General features: G+C 66.0%; 27 protein-coding genes and 1 pseudogene. 13 read left to right on the top strand and 15 right to left on the bottom strand.

All coding sequences use genetic code 11. From position 1 onward, the window contains the following. Positions 1–12 precede the first annotated feature (12 nt). Together BRSPCE3_RS07110 and BRSPCE3_RS07105 are read right to left on the bottom strand one after the other, a co-directional pair. A complete protein-coding gene (locus BRSPCE3_RS07110) occupies positions 13–1410 on the bottom strand; it encodes an ammonium transporter (protein WP_283843089.1) in 1398 nt (465 codons plus the stop codon). A 500-nt stretch (positions 1411–1910) separates the two neighbouring features. Beyond that, on the bottom strand, positions 1911–3143 hold the full coding sequence (locus BRSPCE3_RS07105; protein WP_244065110.1) for an MFS transporter: 1233 nt from the start codon (positions 3141–3143) through the stop codon (positions 1911–1913). A 133-nt stretch (positions 3144–3276) separates the two neighbouring features. Between BRSPCE3_RS07105 and BRSPCE3_RS07100 the strand changes: the two genes are divergently transcribed. Beyond that, positions 3277–3879, top strand: coding sequence for a TetR/AcrR family transcriptional regulator (locus BRSPCE3_RS07100; protein WP_244065109.1), 603 nt, complete (start codon positions 3277–3279; stop codon positions 3877–3879). 131 nt (positions 3880–4010) lie between these two features. Beyond that, positions 4011–5216: a serine hydrolase gene (locus BRSPCE3_RS07095; RefSeq protein WP_244065108.1), complete on the top strand. Its 1206-nt coding sequence runs from the start codon at positions 4011–4013 to the stop codon at positions 5214–5216. A 140-nt stretch (positions 5217–5356) separates the two neighbouring features. Here BRSPCE3_RS07095 and BRSPCE3_RS07090 read toward each other — a convergent pair whose 3' ends face one another. Beyond that, complete coding sequence (locus tag BRSPCE3_RS07090; RefSeq protein WP_244065107.1) at positions 5357–6733, bottom strand: PleD family two-component system response regulator; 1377 nt, start codon at positions 6731–6733, stop codon at positions 5357–5359. A 15-nt stretch (positions 6734–6748) separates the two neighbouring features. Further along, a complete protein-coding gene (locus BRSPCE3_RS07085; protein WP_016845968.1) occupies positions 6749–7114 on the bottom strand; it encodes a response regulator in 366 nt (121 codons plus the stop codon). Between the two features lie 228 nt (positions 7115–7342). On the opposite strand from BRSPCE3_RS07085, the gene BRSPCE3_RS07080 reads away from it, so the two are divergent. After that, positions 7343–7642 carry a DUF3572 domain-containing protein gene (locus tag BRSPCE3_RS07080; protein WP_244065106.1) on the top strand — a complete coding sequence of 100 codons (300 nt, stop codon included), beginning with the start codon at positions 7343–7345 and terminating at the stop codon, positions 7640–7642. Then, positions 7621–8937, top strand: a complete 1317-nt coding sequence (locus tag BRSPCE3_RS07075; protein ID WP_244065105.1) for a DNA polymerase IV — start codon at positions 7621–7623, stop codon at positions 8935–8937. Before BRSPCE3_RS07080 ends, BRSPCE3_RS07075 begins: the two co-directional genes overlap by 22 nt. Before the next feature lie 144 nt (positions 8938–9081). On the opposite strand, the gene BRSPCE3_RS07070 is transcribed toward BRSPCE3_RS07075, so the two are convergent. The 3 genes from BRSPCE3_RS07070 to BRSPCE3_RS07060 all read right to left on the bottom strand — a co-directional run bounded on the left by BRSPCE3_RS07070 (position 9082) and on the right by BRSPCE3_RS07060 (position 10754). Next, positions 9082–9483: a RidA family protein gene (locus BRSPCE3_RS07070; protein ID WP_244065104.1), complete on the bottom strand. Its 402-nt coding sequence runs from the start codon at positions 9481–9483 to the stop codon at positions 9082–9084. A gap of 246 nt (positions 9484–9729) precedes the next feature. Continuing rightward, complete coding sequence (locus tag BRSPCE3_RS07065; RefSeq protein ID WP_244065103.1) at positions 9730–10596, bottom strand: cell envelope integrity EipB family protein; 867 nt, start codon at positions 10594–10596, stop codon at positions 9730–9732. Then, positions 10593–10754, bottom strand: a complete 162-nt coding sequence (locus BRSPCE3_RS07060; RefSeq protein ID WP_244065102.1) for a hypothetical protein — start codon at positions 10752–10754, stop codon at positions 10593–10595. The genes BRSPCE3_RS07065 and BRSPCE3_RS07060 overlap by 4 nt, the downstream gene beginning before the upstream one ends. A gap of 105 nt (positions 10755–10859) precedes the next feature. On the opposite strand from BRSPCE3_RS07060, the gene BRSPCE3_RS07055 reads away from it, so the two are divergent. From BRSPCE3_RS07055 to BRSPCE3_RS07040, 4 genes are all read left to right on the top strand, one after another. Next, the gene (locus BRSPCE3_RS07055; protein WP_021078295.1) at positions 10860–11327 is read left to right on the top strand and encodes a RidA family protein; all 468 of its coding nucleotides are present in this window, start codon (positions 10860–10862) and stop codon (positions 11325–11327) included. Positions 11328–11330: 3 nt separating this feature from the next. Beyond that, positions 11331–12083 carry a glycerophosphodiester phosphodiesterase family protein gene (locus tag BRSPCE3_RS07050; RefSeq protein ID WP_244065101.1) on the top strand — a complete coding sequence of 251 codons (753 nt, stop codon included), beginning with the start codon at positions 11331–11333 and terminating at the stop codon, positions 12081–12083. A 155-nt stretch (positions 12084–12238) separates the two neighbouring features. Next, positions 12239–13489 (top strand): GNAT family N-acetyltransferase, encoded by a 1251-nt coding sequence (locus BRSPCE3_RS07045; RefSeq protein WP_244065100.1) that lies wholly within the window; start codon positions 12239–12241, stop codon positions 13487–13489. A 67-nt stretch (positions 13490–13556) separates the two neighbouring features. After that, positions 13557–13982: an HIT domain-containing protein gene (locus BRSPCE3_RS07040; RefSeq protein WP_244065099.1), complete on the top strand. Its 426-nt coding sequence runs from the start codon at positions 13557–13559 to the stop codon at positions 13980–13982. Positions 13983–14096: 114 nt separating this feature from the next. On the opposite strand, the gene tsaA is transcribed toward BRSPCE3_RS07040, so the two are convergent. The 5 genes from tsaA to BRSPCE3_RS07015 all read right to left on the bottom strand — a co-directional run bounded on the left by tsaA (position 14097) and on the right by BRSPCE3_RS07015 (position 17923). Continuing rightward, entirely contained in the window at positions 14097–14588 is a 492-nt protein-coding gene (gene tsaA, locus BRSPCE3_RS07035) for a tRNA (N6-threonylcarbamoyladenosine(37)-N6)-methyltransferase TrmO (RefSeq protein ID WP_074128941.1), read from the bottom strand. A gap of 3 nt (positions 14589–14591) precedes the next feature. After that, positions 14592–15572, bottom strand: a complete 981-nt coding sequence (locus BRSPCE3_RS07030; protein ID WP_244065098.1) for a tripartite tricarboxylate transporter substrate binding protein — start codon at positions 15570–15572, stop codon at positions 14592–14594. Between the two features lie 61 nt (positions 15573–15633). Continuing rightward, positions 15634–15978, bottom strand: coding sequence for an AzlD domain-containing protein (locus tag BRSPCE3_RS07025; RefSeq protein WP_194460992.1), 345 nt, complete (start codon positions 15976–15978; stop codon positions 15634–15636). After that, a complete protein-coding gene (locus BRSPCE3_RS07020; RefSeq protein WP_244065097.1) occupies positions 15975–16727 on the bottom strand; it encodes an AzlC family ABC transporter permease in 753 nt (250 codons plus the stop codon). Before BRSPCE3_RS07020 ends, BRSPCE3_RS07025 begins: the two co-directional genes overlap by 4 nt. A 179-nt stretch (positions 16728–16906) precedes the next feature. After that, positions 16907–17923: a lytic transglycosylase domain-containing protein gene (locus tag BRSPCE3_RS07015; RefSeq protein ID WP_244065096.1), complete on the bottom strand. Its 1017-nt coding sequence runs from the start codon at positions 17921–17923 to the stop codon at positions 16907–16909. 187 nt (positions 17924–18110) lie between these two features. Between BRSPCE3_RS07015 and BRSPCE3_RS07010 the strand changes: the two genes are divergently transcribed. Beyond that, on the top strand, positions 18111–19040 hold the full coding sequence (locus BRSPCE3_RS07010; protein WP_244065095.1) for a glycine/sarcosine/betaine reductase selenoprotein B family protein: 930 nt from the start codon (positions 18111–18113) through the stop codon (positions 19038–19040). Positions 19041–19178: 138 nt separating this feature from the next. Here BRSPCE3_RS07010 and BRSPCE3_RS07005 read toward each other — a convergent pair whose 3' ends face one another. Then, positions 19179–20192, bottom strand: a complete 1014-nt coding sequence (locus BRSPCE3_RS07005; protein ID WP_244065094.1) for a bile acid:sodium symporter family protein — start codon at positions 20190–20192, stop codon at positions 19179–19181. A gap of 64 nt (positions 20193–20256) precedes the next feature. Between BRSPCE3_RS07005 and BRSPCE3_RS36135 the strand changes: the two are divergent. After that, a pseudogene (locus BRSPCE3_RS36135) lies at positions 20257–21148 on the top strand (LysR substrate-binding domain-containing protein). Positions 21149–21460: 312 nt separating this feature from the next. Here BRSPCE3_RS36135 and BRSPCE3_RS06990 read toward each other — a convergent pair. Both BRSPCE3_RS06990 and BRSPCE3_RS06985 read right to left on the bottom strand, forming a co-directional pair. Continuing rightward, entirely contained in the window at positions 21461–22513 is a 1053-nt protein-coding gene (locus BRSPCE3_RS06990) for a phenylacetaldoxime dehydratase family protein (RefSeq protein WP_244065092.1), read from the bottom strand. A 30-nt stretch (positions 22514–22543) separates the two neighbouring features. Next, on the bottom strand, positions 22544–23551 hold the full coding sequence (locus BRSPCE3_RS06985; RefSeq protein ID WP_244065091.1) for a carbon-nitrogen hydrolase family protein: 1008 nt from the start codon (positions 23549–23551) through the stop codon (positions 22544–22546). 219 nt (positions 23552–23770) lie between these two features. Here BRSPCE3_RS06985 and BRSPCE3_RS06980 point away from each other — a divergent pair, with 219 nt between their 5' ends. The 3 genes from BRSPCE3_RS06980 to BRSPCE3_RS06970 all read left to right on the top strand — a co-directional run bounded on the left by BRSPCE3_RS06980 (position 23771) and on the right by BRSPCE3_RS06970 (position 26878). Continuing rightward, the gene (locus BRSPCE3_RS06980) at positions 23771–24727 is read left to right on the top strand and encodes a helix-turn-helix domain-containing protein (RefSeq protein ID WP_244065090.1); all 957 of its coding nucleotides are present in this window, start codon (positions 23771–23773) and stop codon (positions 24725–24727) included. A gap of 225 nt (positions 24728–24952) precedes the next feature. Then, the gene (locus BRSPCE3_RS06975) at positions 24953–25306 is read left to right on the top strand and encodes a PilZ domain-containing protein (RefSeq protein WP_244065089.1); all 354 of its coding nucleotides are present in this window, start codon (positions 24953–24955) and stop codon (positions 25304–25306) included. A 150-nt stretch (positions 25307–25456) separates the two neighbouring features. Next, on the top strand, positions 25457–26878 hold the full coding sequence (locus BRSPCE3_RS06970; protein WP_244065088.1) for an MFS transporter: 1422 nt from the start codon (positions 25457–25459) through the stop codon (positions 26876–26878). Positions 26879–26901: the final 23 nt, after the last annotated feature.

Raw genomic sequence — 26901 nt, 5'->3', positions numbered from 1 at the left:
ATGCCGCCAAGTCTACTGCACGACCTCGCCGTGCAGTGCCAGATCCAACCCTTCGCGCTCGATGTCGCGCGTCACGCGAAGCCCGACGAAGAGATTGATCACGAACAGGATGATCAGGCTCACGACGGCATCATACACGAAAACCGTCGCGACGCCGATGCATTGATTGAGGAACTGCCCGGCATTTCCCTCCAAAAGGCCTGCCGTTCCACCATACTGCTCGACCGCGAACACCCCCGTCAGCAGCGCCCCGACGATGCCGCCGAGGGCATGGACGCCAAAGCAGTCCAGCGCGTCATCGTAGCTGAACATGCGCTTCAAGCCGGTGCATCCCCAGTAGCAGCAGACGCCGGCGGCGATGCCTATGGCGAAGGCGCCGACCGGGCCGACGAAGCCGGAGGCCGGCGTGATCGCAACCAGCCCGGCGACGGCACCCGAGCAGATCCCGACCACGGTCGGCTTGCCCTTCAGCGCCCATTCCACCAGCATCCAGGTGAAGCCCGCTACGGCGGTCGCGATCTGGGTCACCAGCATCGCCATACCTGCCTGCATTCCGGCCGTGACGGCGGAGCCGGCGTTGAAGCCGAACCAGCCGACCCACAGCAGCGAGGCGCCGATGAAGGTCAGCACCATGTTGTGCGCCGGCCCGGTCTCGACGCGCTTGCCGAGCATGATCGCGCACATCAGGCCCGCAACGCCGGCATTGATGTGCACCACGGTGCCGCCGGCGAAATCGAGAACCTTGACATAGGCAGCGTCGTTGCCCGCCGAGAAGATGCCGTCGGGTCCCCAGACCCAATGCGCGATCGGCGCATAGACGAAGATCGCCCACAGCCCGATGAACCAGAGCATCGCCGAGAATTTCATCCGCTCGGCAAACGCGCCGGCGATCAGTGCCGGCGTGATGATGGCGAACGTCATCTGGAAGCAGATGTAGACCGACTCAGGGATGGTCGCGGCCAGCGGATTGGGATTGCCGATGCCACCCTTGCCGATATCGCTCAGGATGTCCTTGAGGAACAGGCGATCCAGGCCGCCGATAAACGGCGTGCCGGCACGAAACGCCAGGCTGTAGGTCAGGACGGCAAACAGGATCGTGACCAGGCAGGTGACGGCGAAGCTGGTCATCACGGTGTCGCCGACGTTCTTCTTGCGCACCATGCCGCCATAAAACAGGCCGAGCCCCGGCACCGTCATCATCAGCACGAGCGCGACCGAGGTCAGCATCCAGGCGGTGTCGCCGGAATTCGGCGTGCACTTCTCGAGGATCTTGCCGCCGCAGGCGGGCGGCGCCGCCGCGTCCTCGGCCAGCGCAAGGTCGCTGAACAGCAGGCAAAGCAACGCCACTCCCAGCAGCGCAATCAGGATTCTCACGAGCTTCGGGCGCGTGTGTGTCGCAGACTCCATCATCGTCCTCCCATCACAAGAAATGCTGCTGTTCGGAATCGGCGCGGCGCGTTCGGAGCGCCAGCGCCGAAACACGGCGCGCGTCCGGCTCTCGGGATGTCGCGAAGGACCGCGATGCACTTGGCGGGATGCGGCGCAGTCGCAGCGGCATCAGCGCGGACGCGAGGCACAAGCGCGTCCTGCTCGGCGGCGCGGCGAAGGCCGTGGTGCGCGGATGGCTGGAGAATGACGGCGACTAGCCTCATCGCGGCCAGCCCTTCCCATGGGTCCCCAGGCCGGAACCCTAGCGACGGCTTCCGGCACGATTTCTAGCCAAATTGAAACAAGATTCGTGCCACCCAAGCGCGCCGCGTAACGGTTTGAAAGCGCTGCGACTTCGATCCGCGGCCGGAACGGCGTCGCGCTCCATTGCACGTTCTCGCAGCAAGTCACCGATCGAAAAATAGGCAATAGCGGTGACTGCCCTCATGAGGAGCACTCACCGACTCGCCCGGATCTGAAAGCTAGGCGGTCTTCAGCAATGGCGGTTGCGCCGGCCAGATCAGCGCGAAGGCGACCTGGATGATGCCCCCAGCGAGACCGAGCGCGACGCCGATGCGCCAGGCCATGGTGTAGGAGCCGAGAGAATCGTAGATCAGCCCTCCGCCGTAGGCGCCGAGGAAACTGCCGATCTGGTGGCTCATGAAGGCAAGGCCCTGGATCATCGCCTGCCAGCGCAGCCCGAACATCTCGGCCACCGCGCCCGCCACCAGCGGACCGACGCCCATCCAGAGGAAGCCCATGATGGCGCCGAACAGCAAGGTCGAGCCCGGCGTCGCCGGCAGCATGAAGTACCAGCCGAGCGCCAGCGAGCGCAGGATGTAGATGCCGCCGAGCAGCGCCAACTTGTTCCAGCGCTGGCCGGCCCAGCCGAAGAACAGCGAGCCCAGCACGTTGAAGCCGCCGATCATGCCGAGCGTCTGCGCACTCAGCATCGGATCGAGCCCGCAAATCGCCAGATACGACGGCAGATGCGTGGTGAGGAAGACGAGCTGCATGCCGCAGACCATGTAGGCGCAGGTCATCACCACGAAGGATGCATTGCCGAACGCGGTCTTCGCCGCGGTCGCGGCGGTGGCGTTGCCGATATCGTCACCCGACGGCTTCGGCAGCGGAATCCTGTCGACACGGCCGGCATACAGCGCGGCCGGGATCATGAAGACCGAGAGGATGACGAAGCCGGCAAGCCCGACGCGCCAGCCAAAACCTTCATTGAGAATCTGGCCGATCGGCGCCGACAGCAGCGCACCGAGCGAACCCGCCGCGGAGACCATGCCGAGCACGGTCGAGCGCACCATCTCCGGCACCGCGCGCGCCGCGACCGACATCGCGATCGCATTCGCGGTGCAAGCGAGCGAAGTACCGATCAGCACGCCGGCGCCGATCATGATGCTGACGAGCCCATGCGCCGTCGTCATCAGCACGAGACCGGCGATATAGGCCAGCGCGCCGACCACCATGATCGGGCGGAAGCCGTAACGCACCGTCATCGCCCCCGCGAACGGCTGCAGGAAACCCCAGGCGAGGTTCTGCACCGCCAGCGCCAGCGTGAAATGCGACACCGAAATGCCGACGTCGTGCGTCAGCGGCTGCATGAAGATGCCGAGGCTCTGCCGCAGCCCCATGCTCAGCGTGAGCATGATGGAGGCGCCGATCAGGATGGGAAGCGTGGGACGCAGGACCTGCAGCAGGGGCATTGTTCTTGTTCTCCCATAATGGCGCGGCACGCGCGCCACAGCCTGCGATTCACGTATGTTTTGGTTACACAGACCTGTGTACTTAGGCTATACAGGGGGCCGACTGTCAAGCGAAGAGGATCACGGCCGGCGCATGGCTTCCCCGCCTCCCAAACAGACCATGAAAGAGCGGATCCTGGAGACCGCCGACAAACTGTTCTACCTGCAGGGCATTCGCGCCATCGGCGTCGACACCATCGCGGCCGAGATCGGCATCAGCAAGCGCACGCTCTACAATCACTTCCCGTCCAAGGACGCGCTGATCGAGGCCTATCTGCGGCACCGCTTCGTGCAGCCCCGCCCCTCCGACAAGCCGCCGGCGGAGCAGATTCTCGCAACCTTCGATTCGCTGGAGCGGCGCTTTGCGGCGAAGGATTTTCGCGGCTGTCCGTTCGTGAACGCGGTGGCCGAGCTCGGGCCGGACGACGAGGACCGTACCTTCAGGAACATCGCCGTCGCCTTCAAGGAAAGCCGCCGGGTCTGGTTTCGCGATCTGCTGCGGCAGCTCGGCGTTGCCGATGCCGAGGGACTTGCGACCCAGCTCACGCTTTTGGTCGACGGCTCTATCGCGCAGGATTTGGTGCGCGACGATCCGGCCATGGCGCGCGCGGCCAAGGAAGCCGCCCGCGTGCTGCTGGCAAGCGCGGGCGTCAAGGTCGGCGCCTCCGCGCCTGCCGACAAGAAACGCAACGGATAAATCCGGTTGCGTCCACCAGTCCGGTTTGGTTGTTAGCGCTGACGGCATGCGCCGGAATTCCCGATTGGATATTCCGTCCGGCGAGATTGACGACGACCGCGCGAACAGCGCGGCACATCAGGGGGACGACCATGGAAGATCTGAAGGTGACGGCCACCGGCTACGATTTCGCGCCGGCGCGCGCCGCCATGCAGCGCTATATCGACAACGACCTGTTGTCCGGCATCTCCTGGTCGGTCCTGGTCGGGCGCGACATCGCTGACACCGGCTGCGTCGGCTGGGCCGACAAGGAAGCGCAGATCCCGCTGCGCACCGACCATATCTTCCGGGTGTTCTCCAACACCAAGCTGATCACCTCCTGCGCGGCGCTGCTGCTGCTCGAAGACGGCCGCATCCGGCTCGACGACCCGATCGAGAAATTCATCCCGCAGCTCGGCAACCGCAAGGTGCTGCGGCCCGGCGCGACGTCGATCGATGACACCGAGCCGGCAAGAAGTTCGATCACCATCCGCCAATTGCTGAGCCACAGCGCCGGTTTGAGCTACGGCTTCTTCGATCCCGGCACCGTCATTTTCAAAGCGCTCAACGAGCGCGGCGTGCACAATCCCAATACGACGTTGGCCGAGATGGTCGACGTGCTGGCCGGTCTGCCGCTGATCTATCAGCCGGGCACGTCGTGGGAATACTCGCTCGCGATCGACGTGGTCGCACGCCTGGTGGAAGTCGTCAGCGGCCAGAGCTTCGACAAGTTCATCAAGGCCCGCATCCTCGATCCGCTCGGCATGGCCGATACCGGCTTCGTCGTTCCGCAACAGGATCAGGGACGACTTGTCGCGTATTACGCTGGTGCCGATCTGATGGAGCCGATGAAGCCGGGCCTCACCCGCACCGACAATGCGCCCTTCCCCGGCGCGTATCTGCGCCCGGTCGCAAGGCTCAATGGCGGCGGCGGCCTGGTGTCGACGCTGCCCGACATGGTCGCGCTGATCCGCAGCCTGCTGCCGGGCGGACCGACGCTGCTGAAGCCGGATACGATCGCAATGATGATGTCCAACCAGTTGCCCGCAGGACAGTGGATCCGCTTCGCGATGATGGGCGAACAACCCGGCAAGGCGCACGGCCTGGCCGGCGGCCTGATCCTCAACCCTTCGCCGATCGATCATCCCGACGCGGCCGGCGAATTCTACTGGGGCGGCGTCGCCGGCACGCAGTGGTGGATTTCGCCGAAGACGGGCACCGCCGGCGTGATGATGGCGCAGCGCCAGATGGCGTTCGTCCATCCGTTCTCGTTCGAGTTCAAGCGGCTGGCCTATGACGCGGTGAGGCGCGGGCGCTAAAACTGTCCTGTCGTCACCCGCGAAAGCGGGTGACCCAGTATTCCAGAGACAGCGCCGTTTGAAACGAGAGGCCGCGGCGTACTGGATACCCCGCTTTCGCGGGGTATGACGGCAGATGGATATGGAGAACGCGAAGAGCGCTACGCCGCGGCCGCTGACACCACCCGGTTGCGGCCGTCGTGCTTGGCGCGATAGAGCGCGGTGTCGGCGCGCTTCAGCACGTCGGTGACCTGCTCGCCCTTGCGCTCCAGCGTGGTCAGCCCGATCGAGATCGTGACCGTGATCCGCTTGCCGCCCTTGTCGACTGCAAACGGCTCGCCCGCGATCGAGCGCCGCAGCCGTTCGGCGACCATGCTTGCGACATGCAGATCGGTTTCCGGCATCACGATGACGAACTCCTCGCCGCCGTAGCGGCAGGCGAGATCGATGCCGCGGATCGACTTGCGGATGCGAACGGCGAATTCGCGCAGCACGTCGTCGCCGGCATCGTGGCCGTAGGTGTCGTTGATCGCCTTGAAGTAGTCGATATCGAGGATCATCAGCGCCAGCGGCTTGCCGCGGACCGAGGCCTGCTCCGCCAAGGTCGCGAGGTGGCTCTCCATGTAGCGCCGGTTATTGAGGCCGGTCAGCGCATCCGTGATCGCCATCTCGATCGAGTTCTGCACATTGTCGCGCAGGTGATCGGTGTAGCGGCGGCGCCGGATCTGGGTGCGCGCGCGCGCCAGCAGTTCGTTCTTGTCGACCGGACGCAGCAGATAGTCGTTGACCCCGATCTCGAGCCCGCGCATCAGCCGCGCGTTGTTGTCGGCATCCGAAATGGCAAGGATCGGGACCTGGCGGGTGCGCTCCAGCGAGCGGGCCTGGCTGCACAGCCGCAGGCCGTCGTAATTGTCGAGACCGAGCGACACGATCAGCAGGTCGTAATTGCCCTCGGCGGCATGGAACAGCGCCTCCGACGGATTGACCTCGACGTCGACGGTGTGCTCGGCGGCGAGGATCGGCGCCAGCTTCTCGTAGGACGACGGCCGGTCGTCGACCAGCAGGATGCGGCCGCCGGTGCCCCGGTCGGCGATCGCGCTGCGCTCGGGCGCCTGCATGCCGATCTCGAGCGAGGTGATGGCGCGCATGCGCAGCTCATCGGTCATCATCTTCAGACGGGTGAGCGAGCGAACGCGCGCGATCAGCACGACGTCGGACACCGGCTTGGTCAGGAAATCATCGGCGCCGGCCTCAAGCCCGCGCACGCGGTCGGCCGGACTGTCGAGCGCGGTGACGATGACAACGGGAATGAAATGGGTCGCCGGATTCGACTTCAGCCGGCGGCAGACCTCGAAGCCGTCCATATCAGGCATCATGACGTCGAGCAGGATGATGTCGCATTCGGCGCGGGTGCAGATTTCCAGCGCCTCCGTCCCGTTGGAAGCGGTCAGCACATCGAAGTATTCGGCTGACAGACGGGCTTCCAACAGCTTGACGTTCGCCGGAACGTCATCGACGACGAGGATACGCGCGGACATGGCACCACAACTCCCCTATCCGATGAAGCGTCGGACAGTCTCAATAAATTTGCCGACCGAGATCGGCTTGGACAAATAGGCTTCGCAGCCGCCCTCGCGGATGCGTTCTTCGTCGCCCTTCATGGCGAAGGCGGTGACCGCGACCACCGGAATCGTGCGCAGGTCGGGATCGTCCTTGATCCAGCGCGTGACTTCGAGGCCGGAGACCTGCGGCAGTTGAATATCCATCAGGATGAGGTCGGGGCGCAGCTTGCGGACAAGATCGAGCGCTTCGAAACCATTGCTGGTGCCCGAAGTCTGATAGCCATGCGCTTCCAACAGATCGCGAAAGAGCTTCATGTTGAGCTCGTTGTCCTCCACGATCAGGACGGTTTTGGCCATCCCGTCCCTCCCAGACTTAGGAAACAGGCCCGGCTGCGGCACCTCACGCGCCGCGCTCGGGACGCGTCGAAAATGTGAATTCAAACTAGCGCCAGAATCGCTCTAACCCGTTAACCCGACATCCAACTTCCGCAGCGTGGTTTCCGTTGCTTGAACACACGCGGAAGACTCGGGCATGATGGGCCTCTCAATAGAGACCATAAGTTAACGGAAAGGCAAACCGGCGCGTTGAAAAAGCCTGTTCACAACCCTCGGGAAGTTGCTGAAATCGTTGCGATTCAGGCGCTGGGCTTTATTGCCGGCGATCCCGAACGGCTGGGCTTGTTCCTGGCTGAGTCTGGAATCGGTCCAGAGACGCTGCGGAACGCGGCCTCCAATCCTCAATTTCTTGCGAGCGTGCTCGATTTCGTGATGCGCGACGATGCCACGGTGAAGGCATTCGCCAAGGCCTCGGAACTGCATCCGACCAACATCGCTGCCGCCCATCAGGTGCTGGGCGACCCGAAATGGGAGCGCGACGTGCCGTGACGACGGCAGCGGCAGCGTCGGACGGCCCCCTCAGTTTCTGCCGAGACTGCCTCGGCGATCTCGATATCAAGGTGAAACGATGCAGCCATTGCGGGTCGCCACGGCTGGTGCGTCATCGCACCCTGCCCGCGCTGGCGCTGGCGCATATCGATTGCGACGCCTTCTACGCCACCGTCGAGAAGCGCGACAATCCCGAGATCGCCGACCGCCCCGTCATCATCGGCGGCGGCAAGCGCGGCGTGGTGTCGGCTGCCTGCTACATCGCCCGCACCTACGGTGTCCGTTCGGCGATGCCGATGTTCAAGGCGCTGGAACTCTGCCCCGATGCTGTCGTGATCCCGCCGGACATGGCGAAATATGTCCGGGTCGGGCGCGAGGTGCGCCAGGCGATGCAGGCGCTGACGCCGCTGGTCGAGCCGCTGTCGATCGACGAGGCCTTCCTCGATCTCTCCGGCACGCAGCGCGTCCACGGCATGATCCCGGCCAAGGTGCTCGCCAAATTCGCCCGTGATGTCGAGCGCGACATCGGCATCACGGTGTCGGTCGGGCTATCCTGCAACAAGTTCCTCGCCAAGATCGCCTCCGACCTCGACAAGCCGAGGGGCTTCGCCGCGCTCGACCAGGACGAGGCGCGCGAGATGCTGGCGAGCAAGCCGGTCGGTTTCATCTATGGCGTTGGCCCGGCGACGCAGGAGAAGCTCGTGCAACGCGGCTTCCGCGTCATCGCCGATTTGCAGCGGGCCGACGAGAACGAGCTGATGAAGCAGTTCGCCAGCGAAGGCCGCAGGCTGTGGCGGCTGGCGCGCGGCATCGACGACCGCAGCGTGGTGCCCGACCGCGGCGCCAAGACGATCTCGAGCGAGACCACCTTCGAGACCGACATCCGCGACTTCGCGACGCTGGAGAAACTGCTCTGGAAGCTGTCGGAGAAAACCTCGGCGCGGCTGAAGAGCAGCGACCTCTCGGGCTGCACCATCACGCTGAAGCTGAAGACCGCTGATTTCCGCCAGCGCACCCGTTCGCAATCGATCCAGACCCCGACCCAATTGGCTGCCAAGATCTTTGCGGTGACGCGCGAGATGCTGGTGAGGGAGATCGACGGCACCGCCTTCCGCCTGATGGGTGCCGGCGTCAGCGCGCTGCGCCCCGGCGCGCAGGCCAACGATTCGGACATGCTCGACCGCCGCTCGGCGCACGCCGAACGCGCGATCGACAATCTGCGCAAGAAGTTCGGCAACGCCGCCGTGATCCGGGGCATCGCCTATGAGGGGCCGCAGAAGAGCGCTGAGGAGTAGTAGATATCAGTTGACGTCACCCTGAGGAGCGCGCTCTTGCGCGCGTCTCGAAGGGTCGACGGCCACCAGCCGGGCCGTTCATCCTTCGAGACGCCGCTTCGCGGCTCCTCAGGGTGACGGTCCTTTCAGCGTCACCCTGAGTCCTCAATCCGTGACCGCAACCGCCTCGATCTCGATCAGCCATTCCGGCGCCGCGAGCGCGCTGACACCGACCAGCGTCGAGGCCGGCGGCTCCATGCCCTCGAAAAACGCCGAGCGCGCCTTGCCGATGATCGGGCGCAGCTCGGGCCTGTAGCCGACGACGAAGGTCGTGATCTTGACGATGTTGGAATAGCTGGCGCCCGCGGCCTTCAGCGCCATACCGAGGTTCTGCATCACCTGCGTGGTCTGCGCGGCGAGATCGCCGGCGCCGACCACCCGGCCCTCCTCGTCGACCGACACCTGTCCCGAAATGTAGATGGTGCGCGCACCCGACGCGACCACGACATGCGAGTAAGCCGGATTGTGATGCAGGCCGCTCGGGCGAAGATGGTTGAGCTCGCTCATGATGTGCCTCCCTGACACGCGTGTTTTGGGAAGCGTACTCGGGTCTGATGGTTCCGGCCAGTGCGGTCGTGCCGAGTGCTCCACGCTTGCACTGCCGTCGTCCCGGCGAAGGCCGGGACCCATTACCACAGGGTTGAGCTATTGAAGGAAGCTGTGGCCCCAGCGTCGCGCCATAATCACCTTCGGTGGTTATGGGTCCCGGCCTTCGCCGGGACGACGCCGAGTGGGTGGGCGATACTCAGCCCCTCACTTGCAGGGCTTGGAATCCCTGACGTCGAACTTGTCGAGCGCGCCCGAGATCACGAAATCGTTGTAGTCGAGTACCAGCGCGCGGGAGACGCCGTTCTCGTAGAGTTCGAACGACATCGCATAGACCGGCGTCTGCTCGCCGTCCTTGGCACGCGCGTCGCTGTCGTAATAGCTCACCGTCACCGGCCAGCGCGTCATCGTCTTCATCGCATCGCTCGCCGTCGACGGATCGGGCGATGACGGCGCGCGGTCGCCGGCGATCGGCCGGCCGATCACGGTCAGCGTGTTGTAGATCTTCTCGCCATTGTCGGAGCCGTCATAGACGGTCTGCTCGAGCACCGACTTGCCGTCACGGGCGGCGGCGATGATGTGCTGGATCTGCTCGGTCGGGAACACGATCTTGCCGTCGATATTGAATGTCTTCTTCACCGGCTGGGTCAGCTTCACGGTGATATGATCGCCGACGCGCTCGGCGATGCCGTCGACCGGCGACGAGTCGCTGTCGTTCATCCGCGTGTCGATCTTGAAGCGGTAGCTCTTGCCCGACGCGTCCTCCCAGGAGGTGGAGCGCAGATCCGATAGCGTCACCTTGCCCTCGCCGCTGTCGAGCTCGGAGACCTGGCGGAATTCGGAGGTGTAGCCTTCGCAGGAGTTGCCGGAGAAATTGTACAGGATGCGCCCGCGCGCATCGCTGACCGAATTGGAGCCGCGCGATTTCACCAGGCTCAGATCGTACAGCGCCTGATGCGCCAGAAACGGCCCGCTTGCCGCGGCAGCGGCCGATCCTTGAACCAGTCCGGATCCTGCGGCAACGGCGATCGCAAACACCAGGGCACGCGACGGATTCCGAAACGGCAGGGTCATGTGTTGTCCTCGGGGAGGCAGGGATTCGCCACAATAGTGACGGTGGTATTGCGCCGCAACTGGGGCAAGTCTGACAAATTGGCAATCTGCGCGGCGAAACTGCCGTCATTTTCGGCAAGTTTCCGTGCGATTCCGCGCATCACGGCGCCAATGCCCATGTCCTACAGTCGCTTGCAACCGGCGGCACGATGCGCGAAACAACCGAAACAAATCTGGCCCTGACCGCGTTTCAGGCTTCGTGCAATCCAATTGGGGGACAAAAGATGGCGGGTACCGTCGAACAGAAACTGGCGTCACAGGGCATCACACTTCCCGAGCCGACCTCCCCGGTCGCGAATTACGTCCCCTTCGTCCGCAGCGGCAACCTGCTGTTCGTCTCGGGCCAGGTCTGCTTCAACGCCGAAGGCAAGCTGATCGCCAAGGGCAAGTTAGGGGCCGGCGTCACGCTCGAACAAGGCGTCGCCGCGGCGCAGGGCTGCGCGATCAACCTCCTGGCCCAGGTCAAGGCGGCGCTCGGCGACCTCGACAAGGTCGTGCGCGTGGTGCGGCTCGGCGGCTTCATCAACTCGGCGCCGGACTTCTTCGACGGGCCGAAGGTGCTGAACGGCGCTTCCGACCTGATGGTCGCGGCCTTCGGCGACAAGGGCCGCCATGCCCGCACCACCGTCGGCGTCGCCTCGCTGCCTGCGGATGCCGCGGTCGAGGTCGAAGGCGTGTTCGAAGTCGCCTGATCGATGCGCGCGCCTGATTGGCTGACCAAGCGGCCGGTCGCCCACCGCGGCCTGCATGATGCCGCACGCGGTGTCATCGAGAACATGCCGGCCGCGGCGAATGCCGCGGTTGCCGGTAACTTCGCGATCGAGTGCGATATCCAGCTCACCGCCGACGGCGAGGCGATGGTGCATCACGACGATGCGCTCGGCCGCCTCACCGAAGGCTCGGGCCTGCTCGCGACCAGGACCGCAGCCGAGCTGAAGGCGGTCAAGTTCAAGGGCACGCCCGAGCAGATGATGACGCTCGGCGACCTCTGCACGCTGGTCGCCGGCCGCGTGCCGCTGGTGGTCGAGGTGAAGAGCCATTTCGACGGCGACCGCAGACTGGTCAGGCGGATGGCCGAGGTGCTGGCGTCCTATTCCGGCCCCGTGGTCGGCATGTCCTTTGATCCCGACCAGGTGCTGGCGTTGCGCCAGATCATGCCGAACCTGCCGCGCGGCATCACCGCCCAGCGCAGCTATGACGACAGTTCCTGGACCAAGCTGACGCCGGCCCAGCGCGACGGCATGCTGTACCTGCGTCACGGCTTTACGACCGAGCCGCATTTCGTCGCCTTCTGGGTCAACCAGCTGCCGGCACCGGCGCCCTGGATCGCCCGCAACATATTCGGCTGTCCGCTGCTGGCCTGGACCGTACGCACGGCGGAACAGCGCGCGCGCGCAGCGCGCTTCGCCGACCAGATGATTTTCGAGGGGTTTGTGCCGGGAACCTAAGATCTCGGCGGCAGCCTTGAACTCTTCGCTGCGACGCACGATGTTGTCGGGAGTTGGTCGTCATCGGCGATGGCGGAATGCGGGGCATGATCCGGAAGTGGAGCCAGCTGTTCCGGAAAGATCATGCTCGAACGAGGCACCGGTCTTCACTTTCGATGGCGTCGTCTGAAATCACCCTAGAGGCTGTGGCTGACATCGGCGGCATTGCACCCGCCGAATGGGACGCCTGCGCCAATCCCAAAGCCGACGCGGACAGCATTCACACCCTCGACACGCTGGCCTCGCCCGTCGCCGCAGGCGATTGCCAGGCCGCCGCAAGTTCGAGCTATAACCCTTTCGTATCCCACGCCTTTTTTGCCGCTGCCGAAGCCTCGAACTCGGCCTGCCCGCGGACCGGCTGGGGCCCCCGGCATCTGGTCGCAAAACTCGATGGCCGGATCGTCGGCGTGGTGCCCTGCTATCTGAAATCGCATTCGCAGGGCGAATACGTGTTCGACCGCGGCTGGGCCGAGGCCTATCACCGCGCCGGCGGCAGCTACTACCCGAAGCTCCAGGTCTCCGTCCCCTTCACGCCGGCGACCGGGCCGCGGCTGTTGATCCGCGACGGCGTCGACCGCGAGGTGATCGGCTCGGCATTGGCGCGGGGCCTGCGGGCGCTCTGCAACGCCACCGAGGCCTCCTCGGTGCACGTGACCTTTGCCCGCGAGGACGAAGCAAAGTTCCTCGGCGCGCATGGCTTCCTGCAGCGAACCGACCAGCAGTTCCACTGGCACAATCAGGGCTACAAGACCTTCGACGATTTTCTGGGCTCGCTGAACTCCCGTCACCGCAAGGGCATCAAGCGCGAGCGCCGCGAGGCGCTTGCCGCCGGGATCACCATCCACCGGCTGACCGGCTCCGAGATCACCGAGGACGCCTGGGACGCATTCTTCGAGTTCTACATGGAGACCGGCTCGCGCAAATGGGGCCGGCCGTATCTGACCCGAAAATTCTTCTCGCTGATCGGCGAGACCATGAGTCGGGACGTGCTGCTGGTGATGGCCAAGCGCAACGGCCGCTGGATCGCGGGCGCGATCAACTTCATCGGCTCGGACACGCTGTTCGGCCGCAACTGGGGCGCGATCGAGCACCACCCGTTCCTGCATTTCGAGGTCTGCTACTACCAGGCGATCGATTTCGCGGTTCAGCGCGGGCTGAAGGTGGTCGAGGCCGGCGCGCAGGGCGAGCACAAGCTGGCGCGCGGCTACCTGCCGCAGACCACCTATTCGGCGCATTTCATCGCCGATCCCGGGCTGCGCCGCGCGATTGCCGATTACCTCAAGCGCGAGCGCGATTATGTCGCCGAGGTCGGCCGCGAACTCACCGAGGCCGGACCGTTCCGCAAGACCGTCGACGACGACGCTTGACGTTTCAGCCGCGACCGAGAAATTAGATTTTCAGATACAGACTTGCAAAATCCAGGGAGCCGCCGCCATGCCCGCCGCCTATGACAGCAACAACCCCTTCGCAAAGATCCTGCGCGGCGAGTTTCCGTCCTACAAGGTCTACGAGAACGAGCACGTGCTCGCCTTCCTCGACATCATGCCGCGCTCGCCCGGGCACACGCTGGTGATCCCGAAGGCCCCTGCCCGCAACATCCTCGACATCACGCCGGACGACTACGCCCACGTGGCGCGAGCCGCCCACAAGATCGCCGCCGCCGCGATGAAGGCATTCGAGGCCGACGGCATCACCGTGCAGCAATTCAACGAGCCCGCCGGCGGCCAGGTCGTGTTCCACCTCCACATGCACGTGATGCCGCGCAAGGACGGCGTGGCGCTGCTGCCGCCCGCAAGCCACAAGGAAGACGGCAAGGTGCTGGAGGCACATGCCGCGAAACTGATCGCGGCGCTAAAGTGACGCCATCGGCGTCGCTGCGTAGCCCGGATGGAGCGTAGCGCAATCCGGGATCTTTACCGCGTTGTGAAACCGCCCCGGATTTCGCTTCGCTGCATCCGGGCTACGACGTCACAATCACTCCGTCTCGAAATCCCCCGCCTGCGGCGGCGCCAATGGGGTGAACTCGCATCTATCGGGCTTGACGTCGATCAGCGGCGTTTCGTCGAGGCAGTCGAGACCGCGCACCAGGATGACGTTGCCCTCGACGCCGACCAGCTTGACGATCGAGGTCCCGATCGGATTCGGCCGCACCGGCGAGCGCAGCGAGAAGGTGCCGCGGGTGTTGCCGTTGTTCTTCGGAGATTGCAGCACGATGTCGCGGCGCGACTGGTGCAGCCAGTACAGCACCTCGAGGTTCGAATAGAAATCGACGCCCTTGATCGCGGCGACCCAGGGTTCGAAGATCTCGAGCCGGCACACCGGGCCGTCGTGCCGCCCCTGTCGCGGCGTCGCCAGCCGCGAGGTCCAGGGCGTACGGATGCGGCCGATGAAGACCAGCCCGGCGTCGCGCGCCGTCGGCATGTCGACGGCGACCTCGCCCTGGCGCAATTCCATTTCACGTACCATGTGTCAATCCAGCGATATGTTCAGCGCCTTGACCACGCCCGCCCAGCGCGCGCGATCGGTGCCCACGAATGTGTCGATCTCGGCCTGGCTCTTCGCGCGCAGCGGCGGGAAACCGATCTTGACCAGCGAAGCGCGGAACGCCTCATCGTTCAAGGCCCGGTCGAGGCTCGCCTTGATCTTGGCGGCGATCTCGTCAGGCACCTTCGACGGCGCTGCAATACCATACCAGACGCTGACCGCATAATCCGGATAGCCGCTCTCGGCGATCGTCGGCAGGTCGGGCAAGTCAGGGATGCGCGCGGTCGAGCTGACGCCGAGCGCGCGCAGCATGCCGGATTTGACCGGCGGCAGCGCGGTGCCGAGCGTGTCGAACATCAGCTGGATGTTGCCGGAGAGCAAATCCTGCAGCGCCGGTCCGGCGCCCTTGTAGGGCACGTGGGTCATCTCGACGCCGGCCATCTGCTTGAACATCTCACCGGCGAGATGCACCGTGCCGCCGGTGCCGGCCGAGCCGAAATTGAGCTTGCCGGGGTTTTTCCTGGCATAGGCGACGAACTCCGCGATCGTCTTGGCCGGAACGGACGGATTCACCTCCATGATCATCGGCGCGTCCGTGATGACAGACAGCAGCCGGAAATCCCTGGCCGGATCGTAAGGCAGCTTCTTGTACAGCAACGGATTGAGCACGAAGATCGAGGCCGCCGTCACGAACAGCGTGTAGCCGTCGGGATCGGAGCGCGCCACCGCCTCGGCGCCGATCGCGCCCTGCGCGCCGGCCTTGTTCTCGACCACGACGACCTGCTTCAGATCGCGCCCGAGATATTCGCCGACGATGCGGCCGAGCACATCGGTCGGCCCGCCCGCGGCATAGGGCACCACGAGCTTGATCGGACGCGTCGGATAGTCGGCGGCGCGCGCCGGCAGTGCCGTCGCCAGCAAAGCGGCCAGAGCAACAATGAATGCCGATGATGCGCGCCGCTGCATGGCGTTCCCCCGTTGTTTTGTTCTTGGAGAACGAGAGTAACGGATAATGCGGCTGCCGCAATCAGCCGAGCCAGTATTTGCCTGCGATCAAGACGATCTCGCCCACGATCACGCCGGCGAAGATCGATTTGCGCGCCAGCATGAACGCCACGAAGCCCGCGGCGACGGCGCCGTAACGCAGCCAGTCCGGCACGCTGGCGAGCGCGCCCGGCGGCTGCACCACGATCTGCGCGATGATGCCGGCGAGGATCGCGGTGGCGACCGCCCTCACCCAGACCAGGAGCTCGGAATTCTCGTCGATGCCGCCGCCGAACCACAGGCCGAGCATGCGCCAGATCTGGTTGGGGATGACGCCCGCCACGAACAGGACCGCGAGCGCATGCCAATCGCCGATGAAACTGCTCATGCGCGTGCCTTCACCATGCCCGCCCTCGCGCGGTGCACGCCATAGGCGATGGTTCCCGCGACCACCCCGCTGACCAGGATGTCGACGCCGCTGTTCAGCATCGCGGCCAGCGGGAACAGCAACAGCCCAAGCACCAGCGCGATGACGTCGGCGAGTTCGCGGCAGTTGCGCGCCGTGGAGAACAGGAAGGCCAGCGGCGTCAGCATCAGCATGCCGGCAGCGAGCAGCGGCGTGAGGTTGGCCGCAAGCGTGTAGCCGATCGTGTTCGCGATCAGGCAGACCGAGACCAGCCCCAAGCCGAGCCCGTGGATGAAGGCGATGCGGCGGTTGCGCGGCACCTGCGGCAGGAAGCGGTAGCATTCGACCCACAGCGTCACGGCGGTGAGATGCGCCACCAGGATCAGATGCCGCCGCTTGGTCTGCTCGGTGCGCATCAGCGGCAACACCGACACCACCATCGGAAACAGCCTGATCGCGCTGACGGTGACTGCGATCGCCGATTGCAACACGGTGGCGCCGGAGCCGAGCGTCGTGATCACGATGATCTGCGCCGGCCCCGCCCAGACGAACGCGGTGCTTGCGAGCGTCCAGCCCAGCGAGAAGCCGCTATCATGCGCCAACGCGCCGATGCCGAGATAGGTCGCAAACAGCACCAAGGTCAGCACCGTCGCGCCGATCGATCGCGCGCCCCACAGGAAGGCACTGAACGAGGTCTGCCATTGCGGGGAATCGAGCGGAGGAAGCGCCACGGGAAGCCGGATGGTTTTGCAATATCGGCGGCTTAGGGCGCTGACGGCACATGGTCAAGCAAGTGGCTGCACAGGGCGGGTATGCGGTAGCCCGGATGAAGCGAAGCGAAATCCGGGACAGCTCTGCCCTACTGCAAGAGCGGCCCCGGATTTCGCTTCGCTCCATCCGGGCTACGCAATCACGCCCTGTTCTTCAACACAAAGCACGCGCCGCCCGCCTTGCGGATACGGGTGCAGAGGCCGTCGGCCTCGGGGCGCGTGTCGGCGCCGATGCGCACCTGGTAGAACGTCGCGCTGCCGCGGGTGCGCAGCCGCGAGGAGAGCAGGCTCGGATCCTGATCGCCGATCACACTGGAGAGCCGCTTGATGGCGCGGGCATACATCGCCAGCGCCTTGTCGCGGCTGAAGCCGGCGGCGAGCTGCACGCCCCACAGCTTGGCCGCCGACAGCGTGATGTGCTGCTCGAGCCCGGCCACGAACGGATTGGGCGCGCGCTTCAACAGCGCCATCAGCTGGCGGCAGCTCGTGGTCGGCGGACGCTCCGGCATCTTGCCGTTGTTGCGGGCGGCCGCGGCCCAGTCGTCGACGCTGGAGCCGGTGATCGCGGAGACATAATTGCGCGTCTCCTGCGGCATGTATCCGGTGCCGGCCAGCCAGTCCTGAATCCGGCGCGGGCCGGCATTGTAGGCGGCGGCCGCAAGGCCGAGATTGCCGAACTGGTTGCGCAGCTCGCTGAGGAATTCGGCCGACTTCGGCAGTGCCTGGACGGGATTGAAGGGATCGAGAAGCCCGCGCTCGTTGGCAGTGCCCGGCATGAACTGCGCAATGCCCTGCGCACGCTGGCCGCTCCGGGTCATCGGACCAACCGCGTCGGCCTGGAAACGGCTCTCCTGCCAGATCACGCGGGCGAAGAATTCGAGCGGCAGGTCGTTGGCCCGTGCCGCCGACTCGATCATCAGGCACATCGCCTCGCGGGTGTCGCTTTCGCGCGCGTCATCCGCGGGCTTGTCGGTCGCGGCCGCGGCAGGCTTCTCGGCAGGCGGCGCAGGCGCGTCCGCTGGGGGAGCAGGCTTTTCGGCCGAGGGCGCGGGCTGCTCTCCCGGCGCCGGCGCAGCCTGCTCGGCCGGCGCTGCCGCGGGTTTCTCGGTGGGCTTGTCCGCGGGTGACGCTGCGGGCTGCTCGGCAGCTGGCGGCATCGTCGGGGCTGCGACAGGCGCGTCCTCCGCGCCGGCGCCGACCGGCGACCCCAGCAACCAAAGGATGACCCATGCGGCGCAACGACCCGTTCGCATCGCAAATCTGTTCCCGCGCAACGCGGCTTGACACCGCAAGCTCGTGGTCTAGCTATGGACTGAAATGATGGCGCGCAAAAGGGAGCGTAAAATGGCAGCAAGCCCCGACGATCAAACAGGCTTTGCCCCCGACGACGACGCCCCGATCGGCTACATGAAGCGCACCCGCGACTATTACGCGGCGATCGGCTACACCACCCCCTACCGCTGGGCGCATTACACCTCCGCCCCGTTCCAGCCGCTGAAGAAACCGCTGAACCGGTCCCGCGTCGCCATCATCACGACCGCGGCACCATTCGATCCCGCCAAAGGCGACCAGGGCCCGGGCGCGAAATACAACGGCGGCGCAAAATTCTATTCGGTCTATGACGGCGACACGTCGCAGCAGCACGATCTGCGGATTTCGCACATCGCCTATGACCGTACCCACACAACGGCGACCGACAGCGGCACCTGGTTCCCGCTGGCGCAACTCCGGCGCCTCGCCGCGGCGGGCACAATCGGCGGCGTCGCGCCGCGCTTCTTCGGCGCCCCGACCAACCGCAGCCACCGCGTCACCATCGAGACCGACGCGCCCGAAATCCTCAAGCGCTGCCGTGACGACAGTGTCGATGCTGCGGTGCTGGTGCCGAACTGCCCGGTCTGCCACCAGACCGTCAGCCTGGTGGCGCGGCATCTCGAGGCCAACGGCATCCCGACCGTGGTGATGGGCTGTGCCAAGGACATCGTCGAGCACGCCGCGGTGCCGCGCTTGCTGTTCTCGGATTTCCCGCTCGGCAACTCCGCCGGCAAGCCGCATGACGAAGCGTCGCAGGCCTTCACGCTGGAGCTCGCACTGCGCGTGCTGGAGTCTGCCCCCGGTCCGCAGACCACCGTGCAATCACCGCTGCGCTGGAGCGAGGACGCCGCCTGGAAGCGCGACTACAGCAATGCCGACGCACTGAGTGCCGAGGAACTCGCCCGCCTCCGCCGCGAGTTCGACGCGCAGAAGGAAATCGCCAAGGGCTTGCGCGTGGCGTAAGGCTGACCCGATTTACGCTGTCATCGCCCGGCTTGACCGGGCGATCCAGTATTCCAGAGACGTCAGTGAGTCACTGAGAAGCCGCGGCGTACTGGGTCCCCCGGTCAAGCCGGGGGACGACGAGTGGAGAGGTCTCGCTCAGTGCGCCTTCACGAGCACGGGCACCGCATCGTGTGAGGCCGTGTCGTCGCTGCCCGCATAACGCCGCGCCAGCGCCGCACACGTCATCAGCTGGATCTGGTGGAACAGCATCAGCGGCAGCACGATCAGGCCGACCGACTGTCCGGCGAGCAGCACGCTCGCCATCGGCAGCCCGCTCGCCAGACTCTTCTTCGAGCCGCAGAACATGATGGCGATGCGGTCGGCACGGGAGAAGCCGAGCAGCTGGCTGCCGAAATGGGTGATCAGCAGCACGGTCGCCAGCAGCAGCGCATCGAGGCCAAGCACGATCGCCATCTGGGTGGCATTGACCTGGTGCCAGATGCCGTGGCTGACGCCGTCGCTGAACGCGGTGTAGACGATCAGCAGGATCGAGCCGCGGTCGACCAGGCCGAGCATCGCATGATGCCGCTCGACCCAACGACCGATCAGCGGCCGCGACAATTGCCCCGCCACGAACGGCAGCAGCAGCTGCACCACGATGTCGAGCGCCGCATTGCCGGAGAAGCCGCCATGGCTCGAGAGCAGCACGCCCGCCAGCAGCGGCGTCGCGACGATGCCGAGCAGATTGGAGGCGGTCGCCGAGCACAGCGCGGCGGAGACGTTGCCGTGCGCGATCGAGGTGAAGGCGACCGACGATTGCACCGTCGACGGCAGGATGCAGATCAGGATCACGCCCGCCCACAGCGCCGGCGTCAGCAGATGCGGCGCAAGCGCGTGGGCCGCGAGCCCGAGCAGCGGGAACAGGGCGAAGGTCGACAGGAAGATCACGACATGCAGCCGCCAGTGCCGGGCACCGACCAACGCCTCCGACGTCGACAGCCGGGCGCCGTGCAGGAAGAACAGCAGCGCGATCGCAGCATCGGTGGCATAGCCGCCGATCACGGTGCCCTGCCCGTGCAGCGGCAGCAGCGTGGCAAGGCCGACCATCCCGACGATGGCGGCGATGTAGGGGTCGACGGGTACGAATGAGCGCAGGCGGGTGGTGGTCATGGTGGCTTCCTTTCCTTGACCCGAAAGTGGCGCCGCCAACGCCGATTGTGAACCGCACTTACCGATGTTATTGTCATTACGTTATGTAATGACGGATCGCCGGCATATGCTCGACCCCACCCAGCTCGAAACCTTCCTGACCGTGGCGCAGACGGAGAACTTCACCGAGGCCGGCCGCCGCCTCGGCCTGAAGCAGTCGACGGTGAGCCAGCACATTCGCAAGCTCGAGGCCGCCGCCGGCCGCCGCCTGTTCGTGCGCGACACCCATTCGGTGGTGCTCACCGCCGACGGCGAGGCGATGACCGGCTTTGCGCGTCCGATCCTCGAGGCCAATGCCCGCGCCCGTGACTACTTTGCGGGGTCGCAGGTCCGCGGAAAAGTCCGGTTCGGCGCCGCTGAGGATTTTGCAAGCTCCCGCCTGCCGGATCTGCTGCGCGACTTCGTCCGCCGCCATCCGCAGGTCGATCTCGAACTGACGATCGGCTTGAGCGCGGTGCTGTACCAGCAACTCGACGCCGGCGAGCTCGATCTCGTGCTCGGCAAGCGGCGTCCGGGCGACGCGCTGGGACAGCTGGTGGCAGGACCGCCTGGTGTGGACCGGCGCGCCGGGCACGCGGCTCGATCCCGAGCAGCCCTTGCCGCTGATCCTCTATGCACCGCCGAGCGTCAGCCGCAGCGTGGTGCTGGAGGCGATGGAGCGGTTCGGACGGCCCTGGCGCATCGTCTGCTCCAGCGGCAGCCTCAGTGGCCTGCGCGCCGCGGCGCTGGCCGGCCTCGGCATCACGCCGCAGGCGCAGGGCCTGATCCCGGACGGACTGGAAGCGATGCCGGCATCAGGCCTGCCGCCGCTCGGCAGCGTCGAATTCGTGGTCCGCACCGCGCGCCGGACCAGACGCGGCCCGGCGGCCGAGCTGGCGCAGGCGATCACCGAACGCGGCGGCCGGCTGCGGCCGTAGAAGTTTGGCTCACGTGAGAGGATGTGCGGCTATACCGTCATCCACCGCCGTCATCGCCCGGCCTCGACCGGGCGATCCAGTACGCCGCGGCCCCTCGGCTCAAGCACTGCCGTCTCTGGAATACTGGATCACCCGCTTGCGCGGGTGACGACAGCGAGCAAGCTGAGGGGCTGCACGATTTCGGAATAATAGAACAATACCCCTGAGTTGCCCGCCGAGTCAAGTTGCGTGTCGAACGCCGGCCGCCCGCCGGCTACTGTGCATGGGGTTGTTTTCGATATTTTGGCAGGGGCGCCCGCCAGGAGGCCCGTATCAGGTCGCGGGCGCCGCCGCGACCTGCGCCGCGCCCAGCATGCCGGTCCGCTCGTGGCAGCCGAGATATTCGAAGAACTGCTCGTCGGCGGCGGCGACCGTGACCTCGTGATACAGCCTGAGCTTGGCGGCGGGCCCCAGCGTGGACAGATACTTCATCGCCGCGCCGAAGATCCTGACATGGGTCGGATGCGATTCCGCCCAGCGCTCCAGCGCCGCGAGGCTCTTCCACCAGCTCTGGCCATAGGACTTTTCGGTCGGCCGTCCCTCCGCATCGACCACGCGCATGTAGCGGTTGGCGTAGCAGCCGATCGGCACGCCGTCGTCGCGCAGGAAATCCATGCCCTCGCGCAGCACCGGCTCGACATCGTCGAGATACATCTTGCGCTCCGAGGCCTCGGTGTCGCTCCAGTCCTGGCCGGAGCGGATCAGGCAGAGATTGTCATGCGCGACCACGCGGATGCGCGCGCCGTCGCGGACGACGCGCGGCTCGCCGCCCGGCGACATCGCGTCGGTCTGCGACAGCGGGATGCGGTCGCGCATGCCGCCCCAGTATGCATGCTCCTGCACCTCTCCGCTCATGCCGTCGGCGAGCACGGCAACGCCCTCCGGACGGCCGAGCGACGAGAACAGCGTCTCGTAGCGCTCAACATGCGGCCGCAGCACCTCGATGAAGCGGCCGACGCCATCGCTGGCGCCGCCGCCAGTCCAGGCCTCGCGCGCACCTTCGAACCAGGCGTCGAAGCGGGCAGCATCGTCCCAATAGGCGACCGAGACGACGTTGGTGAAGCCGGCCTGGTCGACATAGTGCGCACGGTCCCAATGCGTCGGGCCGTTGTCGCCGGCAAAGCGCTTTGCGATCGATGCCAGCGCATCAGTCATCGCGGCAGTCGGCTCGCCACGAACTTGCACGCCGAAATAGGCCATGATCACGCGTGCCACCGCGGGCTTGTGGCGCGCGACGAAGGACGGATAAGGCGGCGCGTAATCGTCGGGCACGCGACGATGACGGGAGCGCGCGGTCTGCAAGTGAGAGGGAATCGCGGATTCCATGGCAGTCGCCTCCGGTTGGATGTCGTGCGTTCAGCTCGCGGCCGCGTCGATCTCTTCGATATCGAGCGGCAGCGCGAAGTGCTCGACGCGCTTGGAGGGCTTCCTGTTCAGCAGCAGACGCGTGACGTCGGGCCGCGAATAATGCCCGGCCGGGTCGGCGGCGTTCTTGGCGACCCCGATCGCGCCGAGATCGATATCGGCCAGCAGCAGCCCTTCCTGGTCGGGCGGCAGTTTCTCGGCGATCGAGCTGCCGTCCGGCCCGTAGATCGCAGCGTGGCCGCCGCCGACATGCAGCAGCGCGTGCTTGTCGTCGCGGTCGCACATCTCGTCGATCATCGCCTGCGAGACCGTGGCGCAGGGCGCCAGCACGAAGCAGGAGCCCTCGACGGCGTAGACCCGCGAGGCCGCATTGTTGACCTCCCAGCCGAGCGCCGGCGCGAACGGATCATACAGCGAGAAGCTCGGCCAGGCCGCGACATGGACCTGCTCGTTCTGGGCGTACATCGCGTATTTCGAGAGCGGCTGCAGATGCTCCCAGCAGCACAGCGCGCCGAGCCGGCCGATGCCGGGGCGGTCGTGCACCGCAAGGTCGCTGCCGTCGCCCTCGCCATAGACGGTGCGCTCGGCATGGGTCGGCCGCAGCTTGCGCCGTTTTGCAATCGTCTCGCCGTCGGGTCCGATCAGCCACTGCGCGAGATAAAGGCTGCCGCCGTCGCGCTCGGACAGGCCGAGCACCGCGGTCATGCCGGCCTTCTTGACCGCGAGCCGCAGCTTCTCGGCCTGCGGGCTGTCGTAGCTCAGCGAGTTGTCGAAGTAGCGCTGCACGAAGCCACGGCCGATCGCCCAGGCCGGCGAGTCCAGCCAGATGTACCAGGGATAGCCGGGGATGAAGGCCTCGGGGAACGCGATCAGCTTTGCACCCTTGGCGGCGGCCTCCTCGATCAGCGCGATCGACTTGGCGATCGACGCGTCGAGATCGAGCCAGGCGGGCGCCGCCTGCACCACCGCAACGCGATATTTCGGATGTTCGATGCCCATGATGTCCTCCTCGCGGCCGGCCGGACTTGGCAATCCGGGGCCGGTTCGGTCTTGATCGGCCGCAGCCGCTTCTGACATCATGCTGCCTTGGGACCGGGGACGCCGTTCGACCAGGACGGAAGGAAAATTCGACTGCGGAGGAGATTCCCCCGGCCGTCACCGGTACGAAGCTTGCTTTGTTCGCGTCGCCAGCGTTTGCACTCGTGAAGGGAGGAAATCATGCCGGCCCTGTTCTCCACGGACGACGCGCCCACGCATCGGCGCCTGGCGCTCTGGCGCGACATCGTTTGCGACGTGTTCGTGCAGCTCGACTGCAAGTCAGATCTTGGCACCGCCTTCCACGGCGCCATCACCAGCGCGCAACTCGGCGCGGTGAAATGCTCCGTCGTCTCGTCGGGCCGGCAACGGGTGCTGCGCACGCCGTCACGGATCGCACGCACCAGCGAGGATTTTGTTCTGTTCGCACTCGGGCGAACTGGCGCGGGCGGCGTGCTGCAGGACGGCCGCGAGACGGTGATCCGGCCGGGTGAGTTCGCGTTCTACGACACCACCCGGCCCTACGAACTGCGCTTCGACGACGACTTCACGCAGACCATCTTCCAGGTGCCGCGCGAGATGCTGCACCGGCGCTTTGCCGGCACGCAGGGCCTCACCGCGACCACGTTCACGTCGGATCGTCCGGTGCAGCGGCTGGCCTGGCAGTTCATCTCGGGACTTTCCGAGATCGCCGACAGGCTCGAGCCTGACAATGCGATCCGCCTCGCCGATCAGGCCGCCGACCTGCTCGCGATGGCGATCAGCGAGCGGCTCGGCGGCGCCGCGCTGCCGGCCTCGACCCATCGCTCCGCCCTGCTCTACCGGCTGAAGGCGCATGTGCTCGCGCACCTGCCGAACCCCGAGCTCGGCCTCACCGAGACCGCCGCGGCACTTGGCATCTCGCCGCGCTACGTCAACAGCCTTTTGGCCGACGAGGACACCTCGTTCCAGCGCTTCGTGCTGGCGCAGCGGCTGGAGCGCTGCAAGCGCGACCTCGCCTCGCCGGCACACGCGCATCGCCACATCGGCGAGATCGCGTTCGCCTGGGGCTTTAACGATCTCTCGCATTTCGGCCGCGTGTTCCGCGAGCATTACGGCCTGTCGCCGCGCGATTGGCGGCACAGCCGGCTGCCGAATTAACGCGTTTTCGGGACGGGCCCGCACTTGATGCGAGGTGGATGCCGGTTTGCGTGAAGAAGCGCGTCAAAACAAGGATCCGGAGCTGCTTTGCGGCGCAAAATAGTGGGGAATCCGGACCTTCACAGATGCAAACAATTTACACTAACTGCAACGGGTTCCGTTGGTACCCTTCTTTTCGCGGGTCCGGACCGGTACAGTTCTGCCGTTAATTTAGGAGGATTTCCCATGCAGGACCGGCGCCAGAGCCCACGCGACAAGGTGTTTTACGGTGCGGTTGCGGAGATCAATGAGCGCGGCTCGACGATGGATTGCGTCGTCCGCAATATCAGCGAGGGCGGCGCCTGCGTCGAATTCGGCGACGCCACCCGCCTGCCGGACGAGATGAACCTCAGCGTCGCGCGCAAGGGGCGTTCGTTCCTGGCGCGACTGATCTGGCGGCAGGCCAACAAGGTCGGCCTCGCCTTCCGCATCATGACCTCGGACACGCCGATCAGCGATCTCGACGAGCGGGTCCGCCGCAGCGAGATCAAGAAGCGGCAGCTGCAGCGCCGCATCAAGGAGCTGCTCGGCCAGGGCTGAGCCGCTTTTTGCGGCTCCCGGAGCTGCAGCCTGCGGCTCCCCGCCCTCGTTTCGAACGCGGCCGGCATCCGGCATTCGGGGTTGCAAAGGCCGGGCTAATCCAGCATGCGGTAAGCTCCGCAATGCTGGAAACGAGAGCCACTCCACGACATGTCGTCCGCGATCATCGAGCATCCCGACGGGCTGCCGCAGCCGCAGCGCAATTGGGCCATTCTCACGATCGCGCTCGGCCTGGTGATGGCCGTCGTCGACGGCTCGATCGCCAATGTCGCGCTGCCGACCATTGCCCGGGATCTTGACGCCAGCCCGGCGTTCTCGATCTGGATAGTCAACGGCTATCAGCTGGCGATCACGATCTCCCTGCTGCCGCTGGCCTCGCTCGGCGAGATCATCGGCTATCGCCGCGTCTATCTGGCCGGACTGCTGCTGTTCACGCTGGCGTCGCTGTTCTGCGCGCTGTCGCATACGCTGCCGCTGCTGACCATCGCCCGCATCCTGCAGGGGTTCGGCGCGGCCGGGATCCTCAGCGTCAACACCGCGCTGGTCCGCTTCATCTATCCGCATTCGCAGCTCGGCCGCGGCATCGGCGTCAACGCGCTGGTGGTGGCGATCTCGGCCGCGGTCGGCCCGACCATCGCCTCGTTCATCCTGGCGGTCGGGACCTGGCCGTATCTGTTCGCCATCAATGTCCCGCTCGGCATCGTCACGCTGGCGCTGGGCTGGCGCTTCCTGCCGCATACCCTGCCGGCGATTCACGCCTTCGACTGGCAGAGCGCCGCGATGAGCGCCATCGCGTTCGGATTCGGCATCAGCGCGATCGACAGCGCCGGCCACGGCGAGGCGCTGTATCTGTGCGCATTGGAGTTCGCCATTGCCGCGGTCGCCTCGCATCTGCTGTACCGCCGGCAACAACATCTGCCCTCGCCGCTGCTGCCGGTCGACCTGCTGCGGATACCGATCTTCGCGCTCTCGATCGGCACCTCGATCGCCTCGTTCTGCGGCCAGATGCTGGCCTTCGTCGCGATGCCGTTCTATCTCGAAAACCATTTCGGATATTCCGCGGTGCAGATCGGCCTCTTGATCACACCGTGGCCGATCGCGGTCGCCTTCGCCGCCCCGCTCGCCGGCTGGCTGGTCGAGCGCTATCCGGCCGGCCTGCTCGGCGGCATCGGCCTGCTGCTGTTCGCGGCCGGATTGGGCACGCTGGCGTTCATGCCGGCCAACGCCACGCCGATCGACGTGATCTGGCGGATGGCGCTGGCCGGCGCCGGCTTCGGCCTGTTCCAGACCCCGAACAACCGCACCATGATCGCTGCTGCGCCGCGCGAGCGCTCGGGTGGCGCCAGCGGCATGCTGGGCACCGCGCGCCTGCTCGGACAGACCATCGGCGCGGCTTTGGTGGCGCTCCTGCTGGCACGCTATCCGGCCGACGGCACACGGATCTCGCTGATGGTCGGTGTTGGCTTTGCTGCCGTCGGCGCCGTGCTCAGCACGCTGCGGCTGTCCTCGGCCGGCAGCCGCGGCGCCGACCAGGTCCGGGTCCATGAGGGCCAGCGGCTGAAGGGCGAGTGAGGCGGCGCGACTTCATCGACTTC

It is taken from the genome of Bradyrhizobium sp. Ce-3, assembly GCF_022835695.1.
Taxonomy (GTDB): Bacteria; Pseudomonadota; Alphaproteobacteria; order Rhizobiales; family Xanthobacteraceae; genus Bradyrhizobium.
This window is presented reverse-complemented; position numbering and strand designations above follow the sequence as displayed.

Coding starts and splice junctions, on each gene's coding strand:
- BRSPCE3_RS07090 (WP_244065107.1), bottom strand. CDS start 6,733: ATGTCCGCGCGTATCCTCGTCGTCGATGACGTTCCGGCGAACGTCAAG.
- BRSPCE3_RS06980 (WP_244065090.1), top strand. CDS start 23,771: ATGCCGGCCCTGTTCTCCACGGACGACGCGCCCACGCATCGGCGCCTG.
- BRSPCE3_RS07025 (WP_194460992.1), bottom strand. CDS start 15,978: ATGAGCAGTTTCATCGGCGATTGGCATGCGCTCGCGGTCCTGTTCGTG.
- BRSPCE3_RS06985 (WP_244065091.1), bottom strand. CDS start 23,551: ATGGGCATCGAACATCCGAAATATCGCGTTGCGGTGGTGCAGGCGGCG.
- BRSPCE3_RS07100 (WP_244065109.1), top strand. CDS start 3,277: ATGGCTTCCCCGCCTCCCAAACAGACCATGAAAGAGCGGATCCTGGAG.
- BRSPCE3_RS07055 (WP_021078295.1), top strand. CDS start 10,860: ATGGCGGGTACCGTCGAACAGAAACTGGCGTCACAGGGCATCACACTT.
- BRSPCE3_RS07070 (WP_244065104.1), bottom strand. CDS start 9,483: ATGAGCGAGCTCAACCATCTTCGCCCGAGCGGCCTGCATCACAATCCG.
- BRSPCE3_RS06970 (WP_244065088.1), top strand. CDS start 25,457: ATGTCGTCCGCGATCATCGAGCATCCCGACGGGCTGCCGCAGCCGCAG.
- BRSPCE3_RS06990 (WP_244065092.1), bottom strand. CDS start 22,513: ATGGAATCCGCGATTCCCTCTCACTTGCAGACCGCGCGCTCCCGTCAT.
- BRSPCE3_RS07015 (WP_244065096.1), bottom strand. CDS start 17,923: ATGCCGCCAGCTGCCGAGCAGCCCGCAGCGTCACCCGCGGACAAGCCC.
- BRSPCE3_RS07065 (WP_244065103.1), bottom strand. CDS start 10,596: ATGACCCTGCCGTTTCGGAATCCGTCGCGTGCCCTGGTGTTTGCGATC.
- BRSPCE3_RS07110 (WP_283843089.1), bottom strand. CDS start 1,410: ATGATGGAGTCTGCGACACACACGCGCCCGAAGCTCGTGAGAATCCTG.
- tsaA (WP_074128941.1), bottom strand. CDS start 14,588: ATGGTACGTGAAATGGAATTGCGCCAGGGCGAGGTCGCCGTCGACATG.
- BRSPCE3_RS07095 (WP_244065108.1), top strand. CDS start 4,011: ATGGAAGATCTGAAGGTGACGGCCACCGGCTACGATTTCGCGCCGGCG.
- BRSPCE3_RS07010 (WP_244065095.1), top strand. CDS start 18,111: ATGGCAGCAAGCCCCGACGATCAAACAGGCTTTGCCCCCGACGACGAC.
- BRSPCE3_RS07060 (WP_244065102.1), bottom strand. CDS start 10,754: ATGGGCATTGGCGCCGTGATGCGCGGAATCGCACGGAAACTTGCCGAA.
- BRSPCE3_RS07030 (WP_244065098.1), bottom strand. CDS start 15,572: ATGCAGCGGCGCGCATCATCGGCATTCATTGTTGCTCTGGCCGCTTTG.
- BRSPCE3_RS07005 (WP_244065094.1), bottom strand. CDS start 20,192: ATGACCACCACCCGCCTGCGCTCATTCGTACCCGTCGACCCCTACATC.
- BRSPCE3_RS07050 (WP_244065101.1), top strand. CDS start 11,331: ATGCGCGCGCCTGATTGGCTGACCAAGCGGCCGGTCGCCCACCGCGGC.
- BRSPCE3_RS06975 (WP_244065089.1), top strand. CDS start 24,953: ATGCAGGACCGGCGCCAGAGCCCACGCGACAAGGTGTTTTACGGTGCG.
- BRSPCE3_RS07045 (WP_244065100.1), top strand. CDS start 12,239: ATGGCGTCGTCTGAAATCACCCTAGAGGCTGTGGCTGACATCGGCGGC.
- BRSPCE3_RS07085 (WP_016845968.1), bottom strand. CDS start 7,114: ATGGCCAAAACCGTCCTGATCGTGGAGGACAACGAGCTCAACATGAAG.
- BRSPCE3_RS07105 (WP_244065110.1), bottom strand. CDS start 3,143: ATGCCCCTGCTGCAGGTCCTGCGTCCCACGCTTCCCATCCTGATCGGC.
- BRSPCE3_RS07075 (WP_244065105.1), top strand. CDS start 7,621: ATGGGAGCGCGACGTGCCGTGACGACGGCAGCGGCAGCGTCGGACGGC.
- BRSPCE3_RS07040 (WP_244065099.1), top strand. CDS start 13,557: ATGCCCGCCGCCTATGACAGCAACAACCCCTTCGCAAAGATCCTGCGC.